The organism is Priestia abyssalis (assembly GCF_002019595.1).
Lineage (GTDB): Bacteria > Bacillota > Bacilli > Bacillales > Bacillaceae_H > Bacillus_BA > Bacillus_BA abyssalis.
In genome coordinates, this window is record NZ_KV917369.1 from 471,877 (window position 1) to 487,749 (window position 15,873).

Annotated in this window: 16 protein-coding genes and 1 pseudogene; 9 read left to right on the top strand and 8 right to left on the bottom strand. The window is 36.8% G+C overall.

Translation table 11 applies throughout. From position 1 onward, the window contains the following. Positions 1–2: 2 nt before the first annotated feature. From BK575_RS02360 to BK575_RS02385, 6 genes are all read right to left on the bottom strand, one after another. The gene (locus BK575_RS02360) at positions 3–662 is read right to left on the bottom strand and encodes a hypothetical protein (RefSeq protein ID WP_078408725.1); all 660 of its coding nucleotides are present in this window, start codon (positions 660–662) and stop codon (positions 3–5) included. An 11-nt stretch (positions 663–673) separates the two neighbouring features. Further along, positions 674–904, bottom strand: a complete 231-nt coding sequence (locus BK575_RS02365; protein WP_078408726.1) for a hypothetical protein — start codon at positions 902–904, stop codon at positions 674–676. Then, positions 897–1,319: a hypothetical protein gene (locus tag BK575_RS02370; protein ID WP_078408727.1), complete on the bottom strand. Its 423-nt coding sequence runs from the start codon at positions 1,317–1,319 to the stop codon at positions 897–899. Before BK575_RS02370 ends, BK575_RS02365 begins: the two co-directional genes overlap by 8 nt. Positions 1,320–1,325: 6 nt before the next feature. Further along, positions 1,326–1,577, bottom strand: coding sequence for a hypothetical protein (locus tag BK575_RS02375; RefSeq protein ID WP_078408728.1), 252 nt, complete (start codon positions 1,575–1,577; stop codon positions 1,326–1,328). Between the two features lie 230 nt (positions 1,578–1,807). After that, complete coding sequence (locus BK575_RS02380; RefSeq protein ID WP_078408729.1) at positions 1,808–2,554, bottom strand: sigma-70 RNA polymerase sigma factor region 4 domain-containing protein; 747 nt, start codon at positions 2,552–2,554, stop codon at positions 1,808–1,810. A 510-nt stretch (positions 2,555–3,064) separates the two neighbouring features. Further along, positions 3,065–3,643, bottom strand: a complete 579-nt coding sequence (locus BK575_RS02385) for a recombinase family protein (protein WP_078408730.1) — start codon at positions 3,641–3,643, stop codon at positions 3,065–3,067. A 573-nt stretch (positions 3,644–4,216) separates the two neighbouring features. On the opposite strand from BK575_RS02385, the gene BK575_RS02390 reads away from it, so the two are divergent. From BK575_RS02390 to BK575_RS02400, 4 genes are all read left to right on the top strand, one after another. Beyond that, complete coding sequence (locus BK575_RS02390) at positions 4,217–5,044, top strand: phage antirepressor (RefSeq protein WP_078408731.1); 828 nt, start codon at positions 4,217–4,219, stop codon at positions 5,042–5,044. Next, a complete protein-coding gene (locus BK575_RS02395; RefSeq protein ID WP_078408732.1) occupies positions 5,037–5,249 on the top strand; it encodes a hypothetical protein in 213 nt (70 codons plus the stop codon). The genes BK575_RS02390 and BK575_RS02395 overlap by 8 nt, the downstream gene beginning before the upstream one ends. Before the next feature lie 526 nt (positions 5,250–5,775). Beyond that, positions 5,776–5,925, top strand: coding sequence for a hypothetical protein (locus BK575_RS28270; protein WP_169907500.1), 150 nt, complete (start codon positions 5,776–5,778; stop codon positions 5,923–5,925). Positions 5,926–6,187: 262 nt separating this feature from the next. Then, positions 6,188–6,703, top strand: coding sequence for a GrpB family protein (locus tag BK575_RS02400; protein WP_078408733.1), 516 nt, complete (start codon positions 6,188–6,190; stop codon positions 6,701–6,703). 141 nt (positions 6,704–6,844) lie between these two features. Here the strand turns inward: BK575_RS02400 and BK575_RS02405 are convergent, their stop codons facing one another. Then, positions 6,845–7,342 carry a DinB family protein gene (locus BK575_RS02405; protein WP_078408734.1) on the bottom strand — a complete coding sequence of 166 codons (498 nt, stop codon included), beginning with the start codon at positions 7,340–7,342 and terminating at the stop codon, positions 6,845–6,847. A 507-nt stretch (positions 7,343–7,849) separates the two neighbouring features. Here BK575_RS02405 and BK575_RS02415 point away from each other — a divergent pair. The 5 genes and pseudogenes from BK575_RS02415 (at position 7,850) to BK575_RS02430 (ending at position 13,572) form a co-directional block, all read left to right on the top strand. Further along, a complete protein-coding gene (locus BK575_RS02415) occupies positions 7,850–8,371 on the top strand; it encodes a YfiT family bacillithiol transferase (protein WP_078408736.1) in 522 nt (173 codons plus the stop codon). Positions 8,372–8,838: 467 nt separating this feature from the next. Next, complete coding sequence (gene helD, locus BK575_RS02420; protein ID WP_078408737.1) at positions 8,839–11,187, top strand: RNA polymerase recycling motor HelD; 2,349 nt, start codon at positions 8,839–8,841, stop codon at positions 11,185–11,187. A gap of 222 nt (positions 11,188–11,409) precedes the next feature. After that, positions 11,410–12,885, top strand: coding sequence for a DHA2 family efflux MFS transporter permease subunit (locus BK575_RS02425; protein WP_078408738.1), 1,476 nt, complete (start codon positions 11,410–11,412; stop codon positions 12,883–12,885). A 99-nt stretch (positions 12,886–12,984) separates the two neighbouring features. Then, positions 12,985–13,077, top strand: a pseudogene (locus tag BK575_RS28900) (integrase); the annotation flags it as partial. Positions 13,078–13,251: 174 nt separating this feature from the next. Then, positions 13,252–13,572, top strand: a complete 321-nt coding sequence (locus BK575_RS02430) for a MurR/RpiR family transcriptional regulator (protein WP_078408739.1) — start codon at positions 13,252–13,254, stop codon at positions 13,570–13,572. A 373-nt stretch (positions 13,573–13,945) separates the two neighbouring features. Here the strand turns inward: BK575_RS02430 and BK575_RS02435 are convergent, their stop codons facing one another. Further along, positions 13,946–15,508, bottom strand: coding sequence for an alpha-amylase family glycosyl hydrolase (locus tag BK575_RS02435; protein ID WP_078408740.1), 1,563 nt, complete (start codon positions 15,506–15,508; stop codon positions 13,946–13,948). Positions 15,509–15,873 lie beyond the last annotated feature (365 nt).

Here is a 15,873-nt window from a genome sequence, read left to right on the forward strand (position 1 = left end):
GGCTACAAGTCTTTTTTATTAGCGAACTTCTTTAAGTATTCCAATTCATCCGGCTTGTATGTTCCGGCCACCAGTCGCTTAATTTCATCTAGGGATAGCTGAAGATAGACGTTATTAAATCTGTCCTTATGATTCGGTATAGGTGCAGTCTTTACGTCCAAATTGGTGTATACACCGTTTCTACGTCCAGCATTGTATTGTATCTGCTGTAACATCACATCAACATCTTTGAGTTCTCGAAGGGCTTCACCTTCTTTAATCATCGCTTGGACATATTCATATTTAACGTTCATAAGACGGCTGTAACATTTTTGTTCTTGCAACTGGTATTCATCACGAAATAAGCTTTCTAACTTCGTTGCTTCATCTGCAGCTGTCACTTTATAACGCTGAAGCACGTTTTGAAGGACGATGATTTCCTCTTGAAGTTGCTGATATTCCTTTTCTACCTTCTCCAATGATTTACGCAGTTTATTTTCATGACTACTGTCACCAGTCATCACCCTACGTTCTACAGCTTCAGGCAACTCCTTGCCTTTGATATATTCAATCTCCATTTTCAACGTTTTAACACGTTCAGTTCCGGCAGTGATCCGTTCCTGAATTTCATTCACTTTGTCGGTATATTCAGCCATGAACTTTAAAACCTTATCTTTAATCATGTTAGTCACTCCTATTCTTCAATGACGATTAAATCAGGATAAAGCAGTTGTAATGTATAAACATCTTCTCGTTTAACATTTTTAACGATACCATCAACGAATTTATATCCGCAACGGTGGCCGTTGAATTTTGTGGCAATCGTCTTATTTCCGTTTACTCGAATGGCAGACGGGAGTTGTACCGTCACGTGTTTTTGTTTCTGATAATACTCTTTGACGTACTCTAATCTTTCTTTACTCATTGTCATCACTCCCTAAAGTAAAAACTTGAAATTCTTCTACGTAGTATCTTCCGTCTCTGTCCGCATAACCTTTGATACTGCGGTATATCGTTCTGTGTAAGGCCGGAAAATAAAGTTTCCTTTCAATCAATATCCGTGCTATACGGTTGTATTTACGTTTGTCATCCGCTTGTTTTAAGCTGGTTAAGTTAACGACAGCTTTGCTTTTATGTTTGTTTAGAAGGCTGGTAAACACGTTATGAATGTGGGGGTTCAAATTTTGAAGTGAATCGTGGCCAAAGTTAAGTTGGAACTGATCCAACTGCTTCACCAGTAAATCAATCTTTAAGTTTCTTTCTTCAGTACTGATATCTCCAACGTTCCACTCGCTTGAAATATCCGTCAGTTCTTGGATTAACTCATCTATCAGAATCAATTATTTTCACCCCTTTTTATGCAACAAATGATGTATTAAAAACAGTTCTAAATCTTCCATTCCGTAGCTTTTAAACAATTCATATATAAGCTGACGTTGATAGTCCTTAAAGGCATCATGTTTCATCAGATAGACGATATTCTGTTTGCTGCAGTGAAACTTAAATGCCAGGGCAGAGTACTGAATATCATAGATTTTCAATAGGGCCGAGATAGTCGGGCTGTCTAGCAGTTCCAACACATCTTTTTGGTTATTCATCGTTAAATCACCCCAGTTTCATCCGGCCACAGCCGACTAAATAAAAAATAAAACGGCAACAGGGGAAAGCCTGTTGCCGTTCACTTGAAAGCACCCGTAATCATCTAAAGAATGGCTTTAAACAAAAAACTTACCTTAACTCTCTTTGCACGCACAAAGTCCGTAGCCGAATGAGATCGGCCTTGTCACCTTTAACCACGTTCAGGAAGCCGAAAATACTACAAGATTTTTCAGTGTTCACAAAACTGTAATAATTTAGATTGGATTCTTCCAACAATCCGTTTAGCTTGCTGGCGATATTTCAGACCTGTAGAAAGACATATATCATCAAGTGTTAATTTTTCGATATTGTCACTATTCAAGAAAAGGTTATACACTTTCATTTCTTCTTCATCTAGTGTTTTAACAGCTTGTTCTAAAGAGATACGCAAGATGATGCTGTTTTCTAAGTCAAACGCATCTTTTTCTTCACTATAAGAGTTTAAGATGGTAGCACGATGAAATTCGGTGTTAGTGTGACTATTTCTATCCTTGGTTAATCCTTCATTACGAAGTAAATCAATACAAGCGTTTCTAGTATTAAGTTTTAGCCGTTGATACAAGAAATACTTATCCTTATAGCTGTAGTTAATAATAGTTTGCCAAGCTTTTTCATAAGCAACAGATATGAAGTCATCCTTTGAAATCCGAGTACTATACTTTTTGGGATTGTAAAATACGTATGATAAGATTTGAATCAATTCTTTTATGATTTCAGGCTTATTCGTTTCATCCTCACTTTTACAGGCGTTGGGTTCAAATAAATCATCAATAGGAATCTTCTTAGTGTAGTAGTCAATATATAGATATTCCAAAGAGATGATTTTATCCCTATCCTTACTACACCTGATTTTCTTTAATTTTTGGTTATAAACCATCTGTACATAATCATTGAATGTTACCCTCTTTATCAGTTTACTGTTTTCCGTTTTTATCAATTTCTTTCACCATCCGTTATTTTTTTCAGGAATCTTGTTACAAATGGTGTATAGTTGTCGTTTATAAATACGAGTGTTCATTAAGGAACACACTATATACACTCACATAAATAACGGGATAACTATGACAAACAGACATTAAAGAAAACAATATAAAGTCATAAATAATGAGATATGCTTGCTTTTCAGGTGTAGTAAAGAAAGTTGAAAAGGGCGGTAAAGAATTTTAACTGTATCAGTACTAATGTCAGTACTAGCTTTAGTATCAGTATCAGTATCAGTATCAGTATCAGTATCAGACATAGTTTCCCTTTGTCGGCATTAAACAGTGGGTAGCTGGTGTAATACAAGAAAGGGCAGGAAAATGTCAGGATACAAAAAATCTTTTTACACTAAAATGCAGTAGTATCAATACTTCAAGCAATTGGATAATGTCATGAAGTGGGCAGAAGATGACTTCATTACCAGGGGCCACGGATTTTAACAAAATAAAAAAGAGGTTAACCGCTATCAGTTAACCCCTTGTACCTTCTTTTTAGCCCTAATCAGGGTACTTTTCGATATTCCTGTAATTTCCTCAACTTGTTTGTATGAATGAGTTTCTAACAGTTCCAAAGCGTGATCTATCTGCTTCTTACTGTACTTGTTAGGTCTGCCTTCTCTAAAATCCTCACGTTGCTTAGCAATGGCTTTTCCTGCTTGGGTACGTTCTACAATCATATTCCTTTCATATTCAGCAAAAGCAAAAAATACTTGTCTCATTAGTTTGTTGTTGGAAGTATTGTCTAAAATTATTCCCATATTGTCTATGATGACTTTAACACCTCTATCAATCAATTCAGAAACGATTTTCTCACCTTCAATAAGTGTTCTAGCGAAGCGGTCAAGTTTAGTAACAATCAGCGTGTCGCCAGCTTGGAGTTTTGCAACTAATTCATTAAATGCTGGTCTGTCCATAGTTTTCCCTGTGAAGGCTTCCTGTACTATCTCATTACAGTTATAGCCTTCCAAAATTCGTAGCTGGTCTTTTAAGCTGTTACCGTCCTTAGCCTGTCCGTATGTACTTACCCTTGCGTATCCATAAATCATTGTTTTTCCACCTTCACTTTTGAATATGAGTTATGACACCAATTGATACCTTGATAATACTGGACTTTAAAAACAGTGTCAATACTTTTAAGTTATGACACTGATAAAGGCAAGGATAACAGATGATGGGTAGAGAATTTTTGAATATTAATAATCAAAATGATAAGGAGGATATGGAAGCCCCCCCATACGGGGGATACCTCCCCTGTGGATTCGCCAAAAGGGCTGAAAACAAATTTCATATCAAAATTGTAATCTCGGCCATGGCCAGAAAAAGATAATCTGTTGTTAGTTCCGGCTACTTATTTATTTTTTAATTTTTTTAGGTGTTACCATATCTTCGTAAAAATAATCTATAAGCTTGGAAATTCAGATGTAACTGAAATTAATGCAGAAACAATTTTTATCAGAGATAATAAACTAGTGCTACGTCTTGCTGATAAATATGAAAAAGTAAGAAGAAACGCTGATTAATTTCAGTGTTTTTTTATTTACCCATTCCAGCTGCTGTCTGAAATTAAAAATTTACTCGTTACTTTTGTGTAAACACATTACATCAAAGGAGAGGTTAAAATGTCAGAATTACAGTTATTCAATTATGGGTTGCAGGAAGTACGTACAGTTGTAAAAGATGGGGAAGTATGGTTTGTAGCTAAAGATGTGTGCGATATTTTGGAAATCAGAAATGTATCTGATGCAACTTCTAGTTTAAAACCTAACTTCAAAACCAGTATCGTTTTAACCGATACTGGTTCAAATTATAAAACTAACGCTTTGATAGTGAGTGAAGCTGGTTTATATAAACTTGTATTTAAGTCACGTAAAAAAGAAGCTGAAAAATTTACTGATTGGATTGCTGAAGAAGTACTTCCTTCTATCCGTAAGCACGGTGCATATATGACACCAGCAACAATCGATGCCATGGTAAGCAATCCTGATTTATTGATACGACTGGCAACACAATTAAAAGAAGAACAGCAAAAGCGTAAAGAAGTTGAACAGCAAGTTAAAAAGCTTTCAGAGGAAAACGACGTTATGGAAATGGTAATTGCAGAAAGTCAGCCTAAGATAACGTATTATGACACGATTCTAGATTCAAAAGGCACTATGACTATTACAGAAATTGCACAGGATTACGATTTAACAGCACAACAGTTGAATGAGTTATTGAGAAGTAAAGGTGTCCAATATAAACAGGGTAAACGCTGGATATTAACCAAGAAGCATCAAGGTAATGGATATGTTGATAGTAAAACTATTCATATTAAACAGGGTGACTTCACTAAAACACAAATGCGATGGACGCAGAAGGGGCGTTTGTTTATTCATGACATTTTAAAAAAGAATGGCATAGTTCCAATAATCGATAGAGAAGAGGGGGAAGTATTAACTAATGTGTAATGTAACTATTTCTGCTAGTGAAAAGCTGATAAAGGAAAACAAACGCTTAAGAAAATTAAATCAAGCGTTAGAAATAGAAATTAAATTTTTGAAACAGGCGATAGAAAATAACGATTATGAGTATGATGAATTGAGAAGGTATATTCGACAACTCGAAGAATACGTGAAATTTCAAACACAGTCGGTCGGGTATGGCGTTTATTGATATATAATACTAAGAAGGAAAGGGTGCTGCCTATCGGTAGCATCTTTTCTATTCAGTCAAATAACGGTTTGTTTCAGTTAAGACACTATAACATGAATGGTTATTGATGTATAAAGCGTATATAAAATAAAAAGATGTAAAGATAGTGCGATCCACGTGGTGATACTCTTCTTTTAGTAAAGTCAAAATAAATTTGACTACTTTACAGGGAATTATAACCACATTATAATGAAGATAATTATAAATGAACGTGAAGTGGTCAACCAGTTTAAATGTTGATTGACCCATTGATACATAAAGATTCTGACTGTACCACCTTGACAGGGTAGAGGTCGCTGGTTCGAACCCAGTCGGAATCATATACTAAGCGTAAAGCCACGTTTGACAACGGTTCAAGCGTGGTTTTTTCGTGACTTGAAACATTGACTTATACGACTAGATTGCGGACTACCACAAAACTGTATAACGGTCTATTTTAGGCGTTCTTCTATTCCAAATTTAACGGATAGGGGGGCGCCTATTTTTTATGCCTAAAACGAACAGATTGAAAGGGAAGAACGTTAAGAGCGACCACCGAACAGTACGAAGAAAAGTCCATCCACTTGATACAAAAGAGATTGGTAAAGACGTTATTCGCGGTTATATCACCTTCACGTTGAGAGAAAAGGTGATATAGGAAGGTCACAGGTTCAAAGCGGAAGATTTCCAAACGACCGGATTTTCGCCATAAACCGTAAACACTCCATTGAAAATGGTCGAACTATTCATTCGCTTCTTATTACGAATGGGGGAACCGGAGTTTCCTTCTTAATTTTGGTGACCTAATTATAAATATAGATTTTCAGCAATCGAGACATTATGTTGAATAAGGTTACATGGAATTTCAATATGTTATTATAATCTAATAACTAATTTCAAGAACGGAGGTCGAGTGTTTGATGAATGTTATTGTTACTGAATATAATAAACAGTGGATTGAGAAATTTAAAAATGAAGCTAAAAAGTTAAAAGAGGTTTTCGGTAGTGAAATAGTCGAAATTCATCATTTTGGTAGTACTTCGGTTCCTGGAATAAAAGCTAAGCCTATTATTGATATTATGCCTCTGGTAAAGAATATTGAAAAAATTAATTCGTTTAATCATGAGATGATGGCTCTTGGGTACGAGCCTTTAGGGGAGTATGGCATCAAAGAAAGGAGATATTTCCGAAAAGGTGGGGACAATAGAACTCATCACGTACATATATTTCAGTTTGATAACGACGAGGAAGTTGACCGGCATTTAGCAGTAAGAGACTATCTTCGAAACTATCCTAATGAGGCACAACAGTATGGGGAATTAAAAGAAAATCTTGCTAGGGAATTTCCTAACGATATTGAAGCTTATATGGATGGCAAGGATGAGTTTGTTAAAGAACTAGAAAAAAAGGCACTTCATTGGTATAAAAATAGATAGGATCACCATTTCATTAAAAGTGAAAATTATTTTAAGTAAAGCCGTTAGCTATGCTATAAATGGGCTCTTTTATAAAGTAACTAAAGCCTAATTTCTAGCTTATAACACCGAGAAATTAGGCTCTTTTATATTTAGATTTTCTTAACGTTGTAAATCCGCATTTTCCTGATGAACAGGCCATGCACCTTGCAATTTTCGAATCATGATGATTTGTCCAGCATGATGAGCATCATGACGTATGACACCATTAATATGTTTCAAAAGGGAAAACTTAGATGTACCTTTCTCTAAATCTGTTTCACTCAAGTTTTTAATTTGCTCACTTAAACTTTGGTTAACTTCATGTATCTTGTTTACGAGAGCATTCCAATCTGCTTGAGAATTTCCTTCAAACGCAAATGTATCTTGATTGTTTGATGCGTATTCTACTTTCTTTCCTTGTAATCTAAATAACAAACGCTCTTTATAATATAGTAAGTGGGCAGAGATTTCCCAAATGGAATTCATACCTCCATTATCAAGCTTCCATGTTGCTTGCTCTACAGTCAGGTCAGTAAGTGCTAGTTTTATCGGTGAGTACCAATCATCTTGATTGTAGGTGTGGTCTAATTCATAAAGCAAAAGATCGATCACATTCATTGGTTAGCCTTCCTCCTTTTTCAATTAATATTGTATTTTATTAATAACGCTTTTAGAATTTTTAAAGTAAAAGAATGAATAATTGATAGTATAAAGAAGAAATAACAACTTTCTGGAAGGGTGGTTATGTAAAATAACATTTCGACTTTGAATTTCTAAAATGTGGTAAAATATAATTGCAGGAATTTTTTTAAGGGGCTGTTGATATTTTGTTACTAACGATAATCCTGACATAGGTGAACTCCTCTTGAATATAGCAAAGTTTTTTTTTGAAATGCCTTCCTGCATTAACCCAGCTAATAGAAGCTTCAGCGATCTTCCACGAACGGGCGCTTTATTTAGGAACGCGTCTTTTCAGCGTATGGATCCATTTAATTGAAGAAGGTATAAATATGAATCGATATGAATAATAAAGTTTGTGATAAATAAGAGCAATGCTTTATTTTATAGATGTTATATAACCCATGTATAATGCTGCTACTAATAATTTAGAAAGGAGTTGTTTGAATGGATTTACGTTATCCTATTGGAAAATTTAATTATGAAGAGGAGACTGCAACAACAGAAGTATTAGAGAGGTGGATAAAAGAGATTGAAAATCTTCCATTTGAATTAAAAGAAGCTGTAAGTGGGTTAAGTGATGAGCAGTTAGATACAGCTTATCGCTCTGAAGGATGGACCATTCGTCAAGTGGTCCATCACATTGCTGACAGCCATTTAAATAGCTACACCCGTTTTAAGTTGGCTCTCACAGAAAACAACCCTACCATTAAACTGTATGAGGAAGGGAAATGGGCGGAGCTCCCTGATTCGAAGTTACCAGTAGATGTTTCATTAAAACTAATAGAAGCTTTACATAGTAGATGGGTTTGTCTGTTGCATTCTATGAAACAAAATGAACTAGAGAAGACTTTCGAACACCCAGAATCAGGTGTTGTTAAGTTAAGTATTAATATTGGGATCTATGCTTGGCATGGGCAACATCATGTTGCGCATATTACTTCTCTTCGGAATCGACTAGGTTGGTAATTAAATAAATTACTATATATTTACTCGAAAAGTTTAATAGAAAACTTTTTTATCTACTCATCCAAATCCCAAAAAATAATTGTTACTCCATTAAAGGGTGCTTTAATGGAGTAAAGAAAAAAAGCCCAATTTCTTATCATTAATGATAAGAAATTGGGCTTTTTAATATTGGAATTTCCTTAATGTTGTAAATATGCGGTTCCTGACGCTACCACTAAATGATCGTATATTTAGATATCATTTTTTGTGAGTAATTTGACTTGTCAAATAGGTTTTTTCTTGCAACAATTATGATCCATCATAGCGTTGGTCATGTAAATACATTGATAAAAATGAGATACTATGGTAAATTTATATAGATACACACTAACGTTTTATTTTATGTATAAATTATCCCTATTTTAATTATACATCATAAAATCCTTTTCAGTCAACCCCAATTTTTATTTTTTTAAGGAGTGTTTGATATGAACATGGAATTTCGCCAGGAGCAAGAACGAGTGGACAGCGTATTAGAGACAATTACAGAGCAAACCAATAGATTGGAGGACGAAACTTCCAGGCGTCGGATGGAAGTTGTGAATATCCGCAAACACTTTTGGGATGAAGTAAAGATTAATATTGATACCTTCGACGATTACCTTGAGACGATCATCGGCTTGAGACAAGAGGCTCAAGCTCTGTCCATAAGCCAAAGCACCCATAGACATGCACCCAAGAGATTATCTGCGCTGCGGCGTATGCAAGAGGTGCCCTATTTTGGTCGAATTGATTTCATTGAAGAAGGAACTTCAACTGCGGAACGAATCTATATTGGAATCTCTACGCTCACGGATACAAGCGGAGAAAATTTCCTTATTTACGACTGGAGGGCCCCGGTCTCGAGTGTCTACTACGACTACCAGCCTGGTCCCGCCAAGTATGCTACACCTGGAGGTGCCATCCATGGCATGCTGGAGAAAAAGTGGCAATATCTCATCCGCGGCGGCATTATCCAATCTATGTTCGATACCAGTCTCACCATTGGTGACGAGATTTTACAGCAGGTGCTTGGTAAAGGTACTGACAAACATATGCACAATATAGTAGCCACCATTCAGCAGGAGCAAAACCGGATCATTCGGCACGATCGAGGGCGGATGCTCATTGTACACGGCGCTGCTGGCAGCGGTAAGACATCGGCTGCCCTGCAGCGGATAGCTTATTTACTCTATAAATATCGAGATATGCTGAATGCAGATCAAATCATTCTTTTTTCGCCTAATTCGATGTTTAATCGTTACGTTTCCAATGTGTTGCCAGAACTCGGTGAAGAGAATATGCAACAGGCCACATTCCAGGAATACTTGGATCATCGGCTGAAAAGTGAGTTTCAAGTTGAGAATCCTTACGATCAATTGGAATATGTTTTGACTGCAGTGGATAACCCATTATACGGAACAAGGATTGCGAGCATCCGATTCAAGGCTACCACCCGTTTTTTTGAGGCAATCAAATCATACAGGGAGTCGCTGGAATTATCCGGAATGGTCTTCAAAGGGATTATCTTTAGAGGAAAGACAATTGTTACTGCTAAACAAATCGCAGAAAAGTTTTATAGCAGCGACACCTCGCTTCGCTTTCATAGCAGACTTGAAAAATTGAAGGATTGGCTAATTAAGCAAATAGATGAAGCCGAGAAGCTCGAACGGACTAAGCCATGGGTACAGGAGGAAATCGAACTGCTTAGCAATGAGGATTACCATAAGGCATATACCTACTTAGCGGAAAAACGCGGCTTTAACGGAGAGTCGATTTATGATTATGAAATCGAGCCTGAAGCGTTAGCCCGCTTGATTGTTCGCCAGAAGTTAAGACATTTGCGAAAACGGATCAAGGCGTTTCGGTTCGTCAATATTAAGGGAATATACAGGAAGTTTTTTACCGATCCCGTCCAGATCAAACAGTGGATGGACCGAGAAGTACCCGAGGAGTGGCCGGATATTTGCCTATCGACTGTGAAAATGCTGGACGAAGGTAAATTATTTTACGAAGATGCTACTCCGTTTTTATTTATGAAAGAGCTGATTCAAGGCTTTCAGACGAACAGCTCGATCAAACATGTAATTGTAGACGAGGCGCAAGATTATTCTCCGTTTCAATTCGAGTTTTTGAAACGTTTATTCCCTTCGGCAAGAATGACCGTGCTCGGTGACTTTAACCAAGCAATATTCGCCCATGCTAGCGAAATGGTCGATTTCCACACGCTTACTGGCTTATATGGTCCGGATGAAACGGTTGCGATCAACTTGACCTGCAGTTACAGATCCACAAGACCGATCGTCGAATTTACACGCGGACTTGTACCTGACGGCGAACGGATTACCGCTTTTGAACGTGATGACGAGAAGCCTATATTGACGCAACTGTCCAATCGCGCTGAATTGCATCGCTCCATAGCATCCAAAGTTGCAGACTTACGGAAACGGCAGTATAGCACAATAGCGGTTATATGCAAATCTGCTGCGGAAAGCACCGCTGCATATGATTCCTTGAGCGGCATCGAAGAAATTAAGCTTGTGAAGAGCGGATCGATTGAATACGAGCAAGGCGTTGTCGTCATACCGGCGTATTTGGCCAAAGGTATCGAATTCGACGCGGTTATTATTTATGACGCATCAGCTAAAAGTTACGGAGATGAAAGCCTGCGTAGATTGTTTTACACCGCCTGCACCCGGGCTATGCATCACTTGCAACTATACAGTGTAGGCGAACCGAGCCCCTTTTTGCGCGATGTTGCGCCGGAGAGTTTACTTCTGAGCTTAACAAAGGACTGAAATGTGGTTTTGTCATTATTAAATTAAAAAAAGCCCAATTTTAATGGCCATTCAAAAGAAGATAACATGATTCCAGATACTGAAGTGAAGTTATATATGCGAATCATTTGTTTCTTTGTACACGAAAATGGCATGAAAGAAACTTTTGGGTTGTAGCGAAAAACTTTCGCAACGAATCCTGTTTTGAAAAATAAATAATTTAGAAAAGGAGAAGGATTTCATATGTCAGTAAAAACAGAAAATAAAAATGAAGCATTTTCCATTAAAACCATCATAGGACCACTACTAGCTGTTATTGTTGGTATGATAATGGTAATTCTTGATAGTACAGCGATGAATGTTGCCTTGCCTGGAATTGTGGAAGATTTTAAATCTGATGTTTCGACCATGCAATGGTCCATAACAGGTTATACGCTTGCATTATCAGCTGTCATTCCTTTAGCTGGTTGGATGTCGGACCGATTTGGGGCAAAAAAGATATTTTTAATTACGATCACCTTGTTTACACTTGGTTCCGTTCTATGTTCTGTTGCACGAAACCCTGAGCAGCTTATCCTCTATCGGGTTATTCAAGGGCTGGGGGGAGGAATGGTAGCACCAATAGGAATGGCCATTATTTTCCGACTTGCTCCTCCGGATAAAATAGGGGCTGTAATGGGAACACTTGGGGTTCCGATGCTATTAGCACCTGCGCTAGGGCCTGTTTTAGCAGGATATCTTGTAGAATACGTTACTTGGCACTGGATTTTCCTTATTAATTTGCCAATCGGTATTATTGCAATTTTGGTTGGAGTGAAATTTTTGCCGAAAATTGAACGCAAGTCCGTTCCATCCCTTGATTTTTTAGGAATCATATTAGCACCTATCGCATTCGCAAGTCTGGCTTATGGAGTGAGTGAAGGGGGTAAAAGCTGGTCTTCAACGGAAACTCTTACCGGATTAATTGTAGGTGGAGTTGCTCTCGTTCTATTCATTATCGTCGAACTTCGTCAAAAGCAGCCTTTATTGGAGCTGAGAGTGTTTGGATCATCTGACTTTAGAAAAGGGATTGTGGTTGCATGGATTTCCCAAATTGCTTTATTTGGGGTGATGATTATTGTCCCGTTATTTTTACAAACTGTAAGAGGTTACGGTGCTTTAGATACTGGTTTAATTCTACTACCTCAAGCTCTAGCATCAGGTGTTATGATGCCAATCGGTGGGCGTTTATATGATAAAATAGGTGCTCGTCCGTTAGCCATAACAGGCTTGTCTATTATTACTGGAGCTCTATTTATGCTTTCACAAATTTCTATGGATACAACTACTGGATTTATCATTACATGTTTAGTAATGATGGGGGCAGGAATGGGTCTTTCCATGATGGCAATTAATACCCATGTTCTTCAATCCGCTCCAAGACATCTTGTGAGTCGTGTCACACCATTAACAACAGCGGCTCAACAAGTAATGGTTTCGTTTGCGGTAGCAGGGATGACTGGGTTTCTGACGTCAAGGATTACGGATCATATGACAGAAACTGCTGACCCAATTGAAGCAGCCGTTTCTGCCTATGGTGACACGTTCCTTCTAGCTGCAGGGATTGCATTAGCTGGCGCACTTCTAGGTATTATCCTTAGTAGACCAAAGCAACAGCCTGAACATTCACCAGATGAGGAAACAAAGGACGCGAATGCTGCAATGATGGCAGGACATTAAAAAGAAAACGGATGCTCTTTTCTATATAATAAGTTGATCGGACGCTTTTCTTGAGTAAAGAAAGCGTCCTTTTTTTCTTGTATTTCAAGGGTTCTCATAGTCCGTTGCATTAAATCACTATTCAAATGGACACATGAAGAAGGCTATATTCCGAAGAATCCTGCTGCTAAATTGAAATGTCCAAAATGTGGTAACGGCGAGTTTAATTGATAAAGCCTAAAAGACCGTATTGATATAATCAACAGGACAAGGTGGAGTGAGTATGTCTAAACAAGATACCCTAGATCACACAAGAGATAATTTAAAAAGATTACTCCTTGATACAATCAATAATCAAATTTCTCATAATCTGAAAAATGGTATGGTTTGGATAAAGAAGATGTTGTTATTGCTATTAGTTTTGCAAGCTATACAAACAGCACGATACAAATGTTCTCTTACGCAAAGGAAAGAGGAGCTACAACCATTGCAATAACAGATAACTTATTATCTCCTCTTATTCCACACGCTGATCTTTCACTTACTGCTGTAAGTCAAATGCCATCATTTATTGACTCGTTTGTGGCACCTTTAAGTTTGATAAATGCTTTAATTATATTTGTTGGAAAGGCAAAGAAGGAAGACTTCTATAAACGATTAGATTCCTTGGAAAATATTTGGAGTTATTTTGATGTTTTCCATGAATAGCAATAGTTAAAGAAGGAGTCAATTTAATAATAGTTAATTTACGAAGCAGAAATCACCCAATTTTTAATTTGAAGATGTAAAGACGCTCCGATAATTTTATCCAGGCGTCATCATTTTAAATAATTGAATTTTAAGAAAATATAAACCGAAACAATAATATGTTAACATCAACACTTAAGTACCTCAACTATGTGCATAATTTATAGAGATGATAAAAAAGAATCCTCTCTTAGTTTAAAATATTAGACAGCTTTAATAAGGAATACTATGAAAATCTTTATAAAAATCCCTCTCAAATAACAGTCTGGATCTTTATCTGGACTGTCTATTTAAAAGGGATAGTATCAATTTTTTATGCTCTTTTTTTACTCTTTTATTTTACTAACACTGTTGTATTTGCTGGGATTACTAACGTTGATTTTTCTTTTTTCGCTCCTTTTTCACTAGCGAAAATAAGTTTTCCTCTGTGAGAAATAGTTAATGTAATCGGTTTGCTTGAAATATTATGATACACTTGGATCGATTTATTTTTATAAGATCGGCTATATGCAACGACCTGAGAGTTGTTCGCTTGTACAGACTCTAAATTTCCTTTCACAAGCTCGTCATGTTGTTGACGAACACGAATCATTTCACGATAATGGTTCAAAAGGGAATCGTTTTGTTTATCTTGTGTTTCAACTGACATGCCATTATGACCAACGTTATATACCGGCGTTTCCCAGCTCGTTTGTCCTTTTCCATCACCTTCATACCAGCGGAACGGTTCGCGAATAAACTCATCTGGTTTTTGACCTGTCATGCCAATTTCTTCCCCATAATAAATGAATGGGTTACCAGGGAGTGTCAGTAGAATAGAAGCTGCTGACTTTGCTTTGTTCACATCACCATTTAATTCACTCATTACCCGGTTTTGGTCATGATTTGTTAAAAACGTTCCGTCAATTTTATTTGGATTATACGTTTTAAATAATTCATCCGTCGCCGATGCAGCTCCAGCTATTCCTTGATCTTTACCACTTTTTAAAGAGTTAACAATTTTATCTGCTAAGTCGAAATTAAAAAGAGAGTCCAGTGATTGGTAGTAAGGGGCAACAACCTCAGGTTGATCCCATACTTCACCGACTAAATACGCATTTGGATCCGCTTCTTTCATCGCATCGCTGAATTCATTCCACCATTCAATATTTTTCTTCGCGCCTTCTGGTGTTTCACCTTTAAAAATATGCAGAGCTGCATCTAAACGGAAGCCGTCGACTCCTTGGTTAAGCCAAAACTTCCCGATTTTAATCATTTCATCACGTACTTTAGGATTATCAAAATTTAAGTCTGGCATACCACTCCAAAACGTTCCATAAAAGTATTCACCGTTCGGTGCTTTGTGCCAAACTTGCTGCCCCCATGAACCTTTTTCATTTAAGTCTGTATTTTCGTCGGCCCAGATATAGTAATCTCGATATTTACTATTTTCATTTTCAACTGCATCCACAAACCATGGATGCTCGCTGCTTGTATGGTTAACAACAAGATCCATAATCACTTTAATGTTACGCTTATCTGCTTCTTTCATTAGTTTACGAAAATCTTTTAAACTTCCGTATTGAGGATCAATATTATAGTAATCTGTCACATCGTATTTATGATAACTAGGAGAGACATTAATCGGCATCATCCATATGCCATTTACTTGAAGATCATTAAACGTTTTATTGTTTCCATCATTCAAGTAATCCAGCTTCTTTGTAACCCCTTTCAAATCTCCGTGACCGTCACCGTTTGAATCATAAAAAGAATTGACATAGATTTCATAGAATACACCATTTTTATTGTCTTCTTTCACTTTATTGTTATGTACCTTTTCAGCGTTTACTCCAGTTGATAAACTAATAGCTAGTGGTAATGATAATGCTATAGCAGACCATTTTCTTACTTTCATATTCCATCTCCCTTTCTTTGCAAACGATTGCGCATTTTGCAAACGATTGCATATTTTTGGTAACAATTGAAATATATCATCAAAAGAAAATCTTTTCAAATATTAAAAATATTTTGAATCATTATACCTAGGAACTGATAAGACAACCTACTAAATAAAAGTGACCATTATCCTTGGTACAATAAAGAACAGTAGGCTAATAGATTCATATATAACTGACTTAAAGTTCCAAGCTAACAACAAAGTTACAATAAGTTACTAAGATCATTGATATTGACACACGTAAATTGATAGTATGGATAAGCAATATAATAACGAAAGGTCGAAAAACTAATCAGTTATATAGTTAACATAACACTGAATTA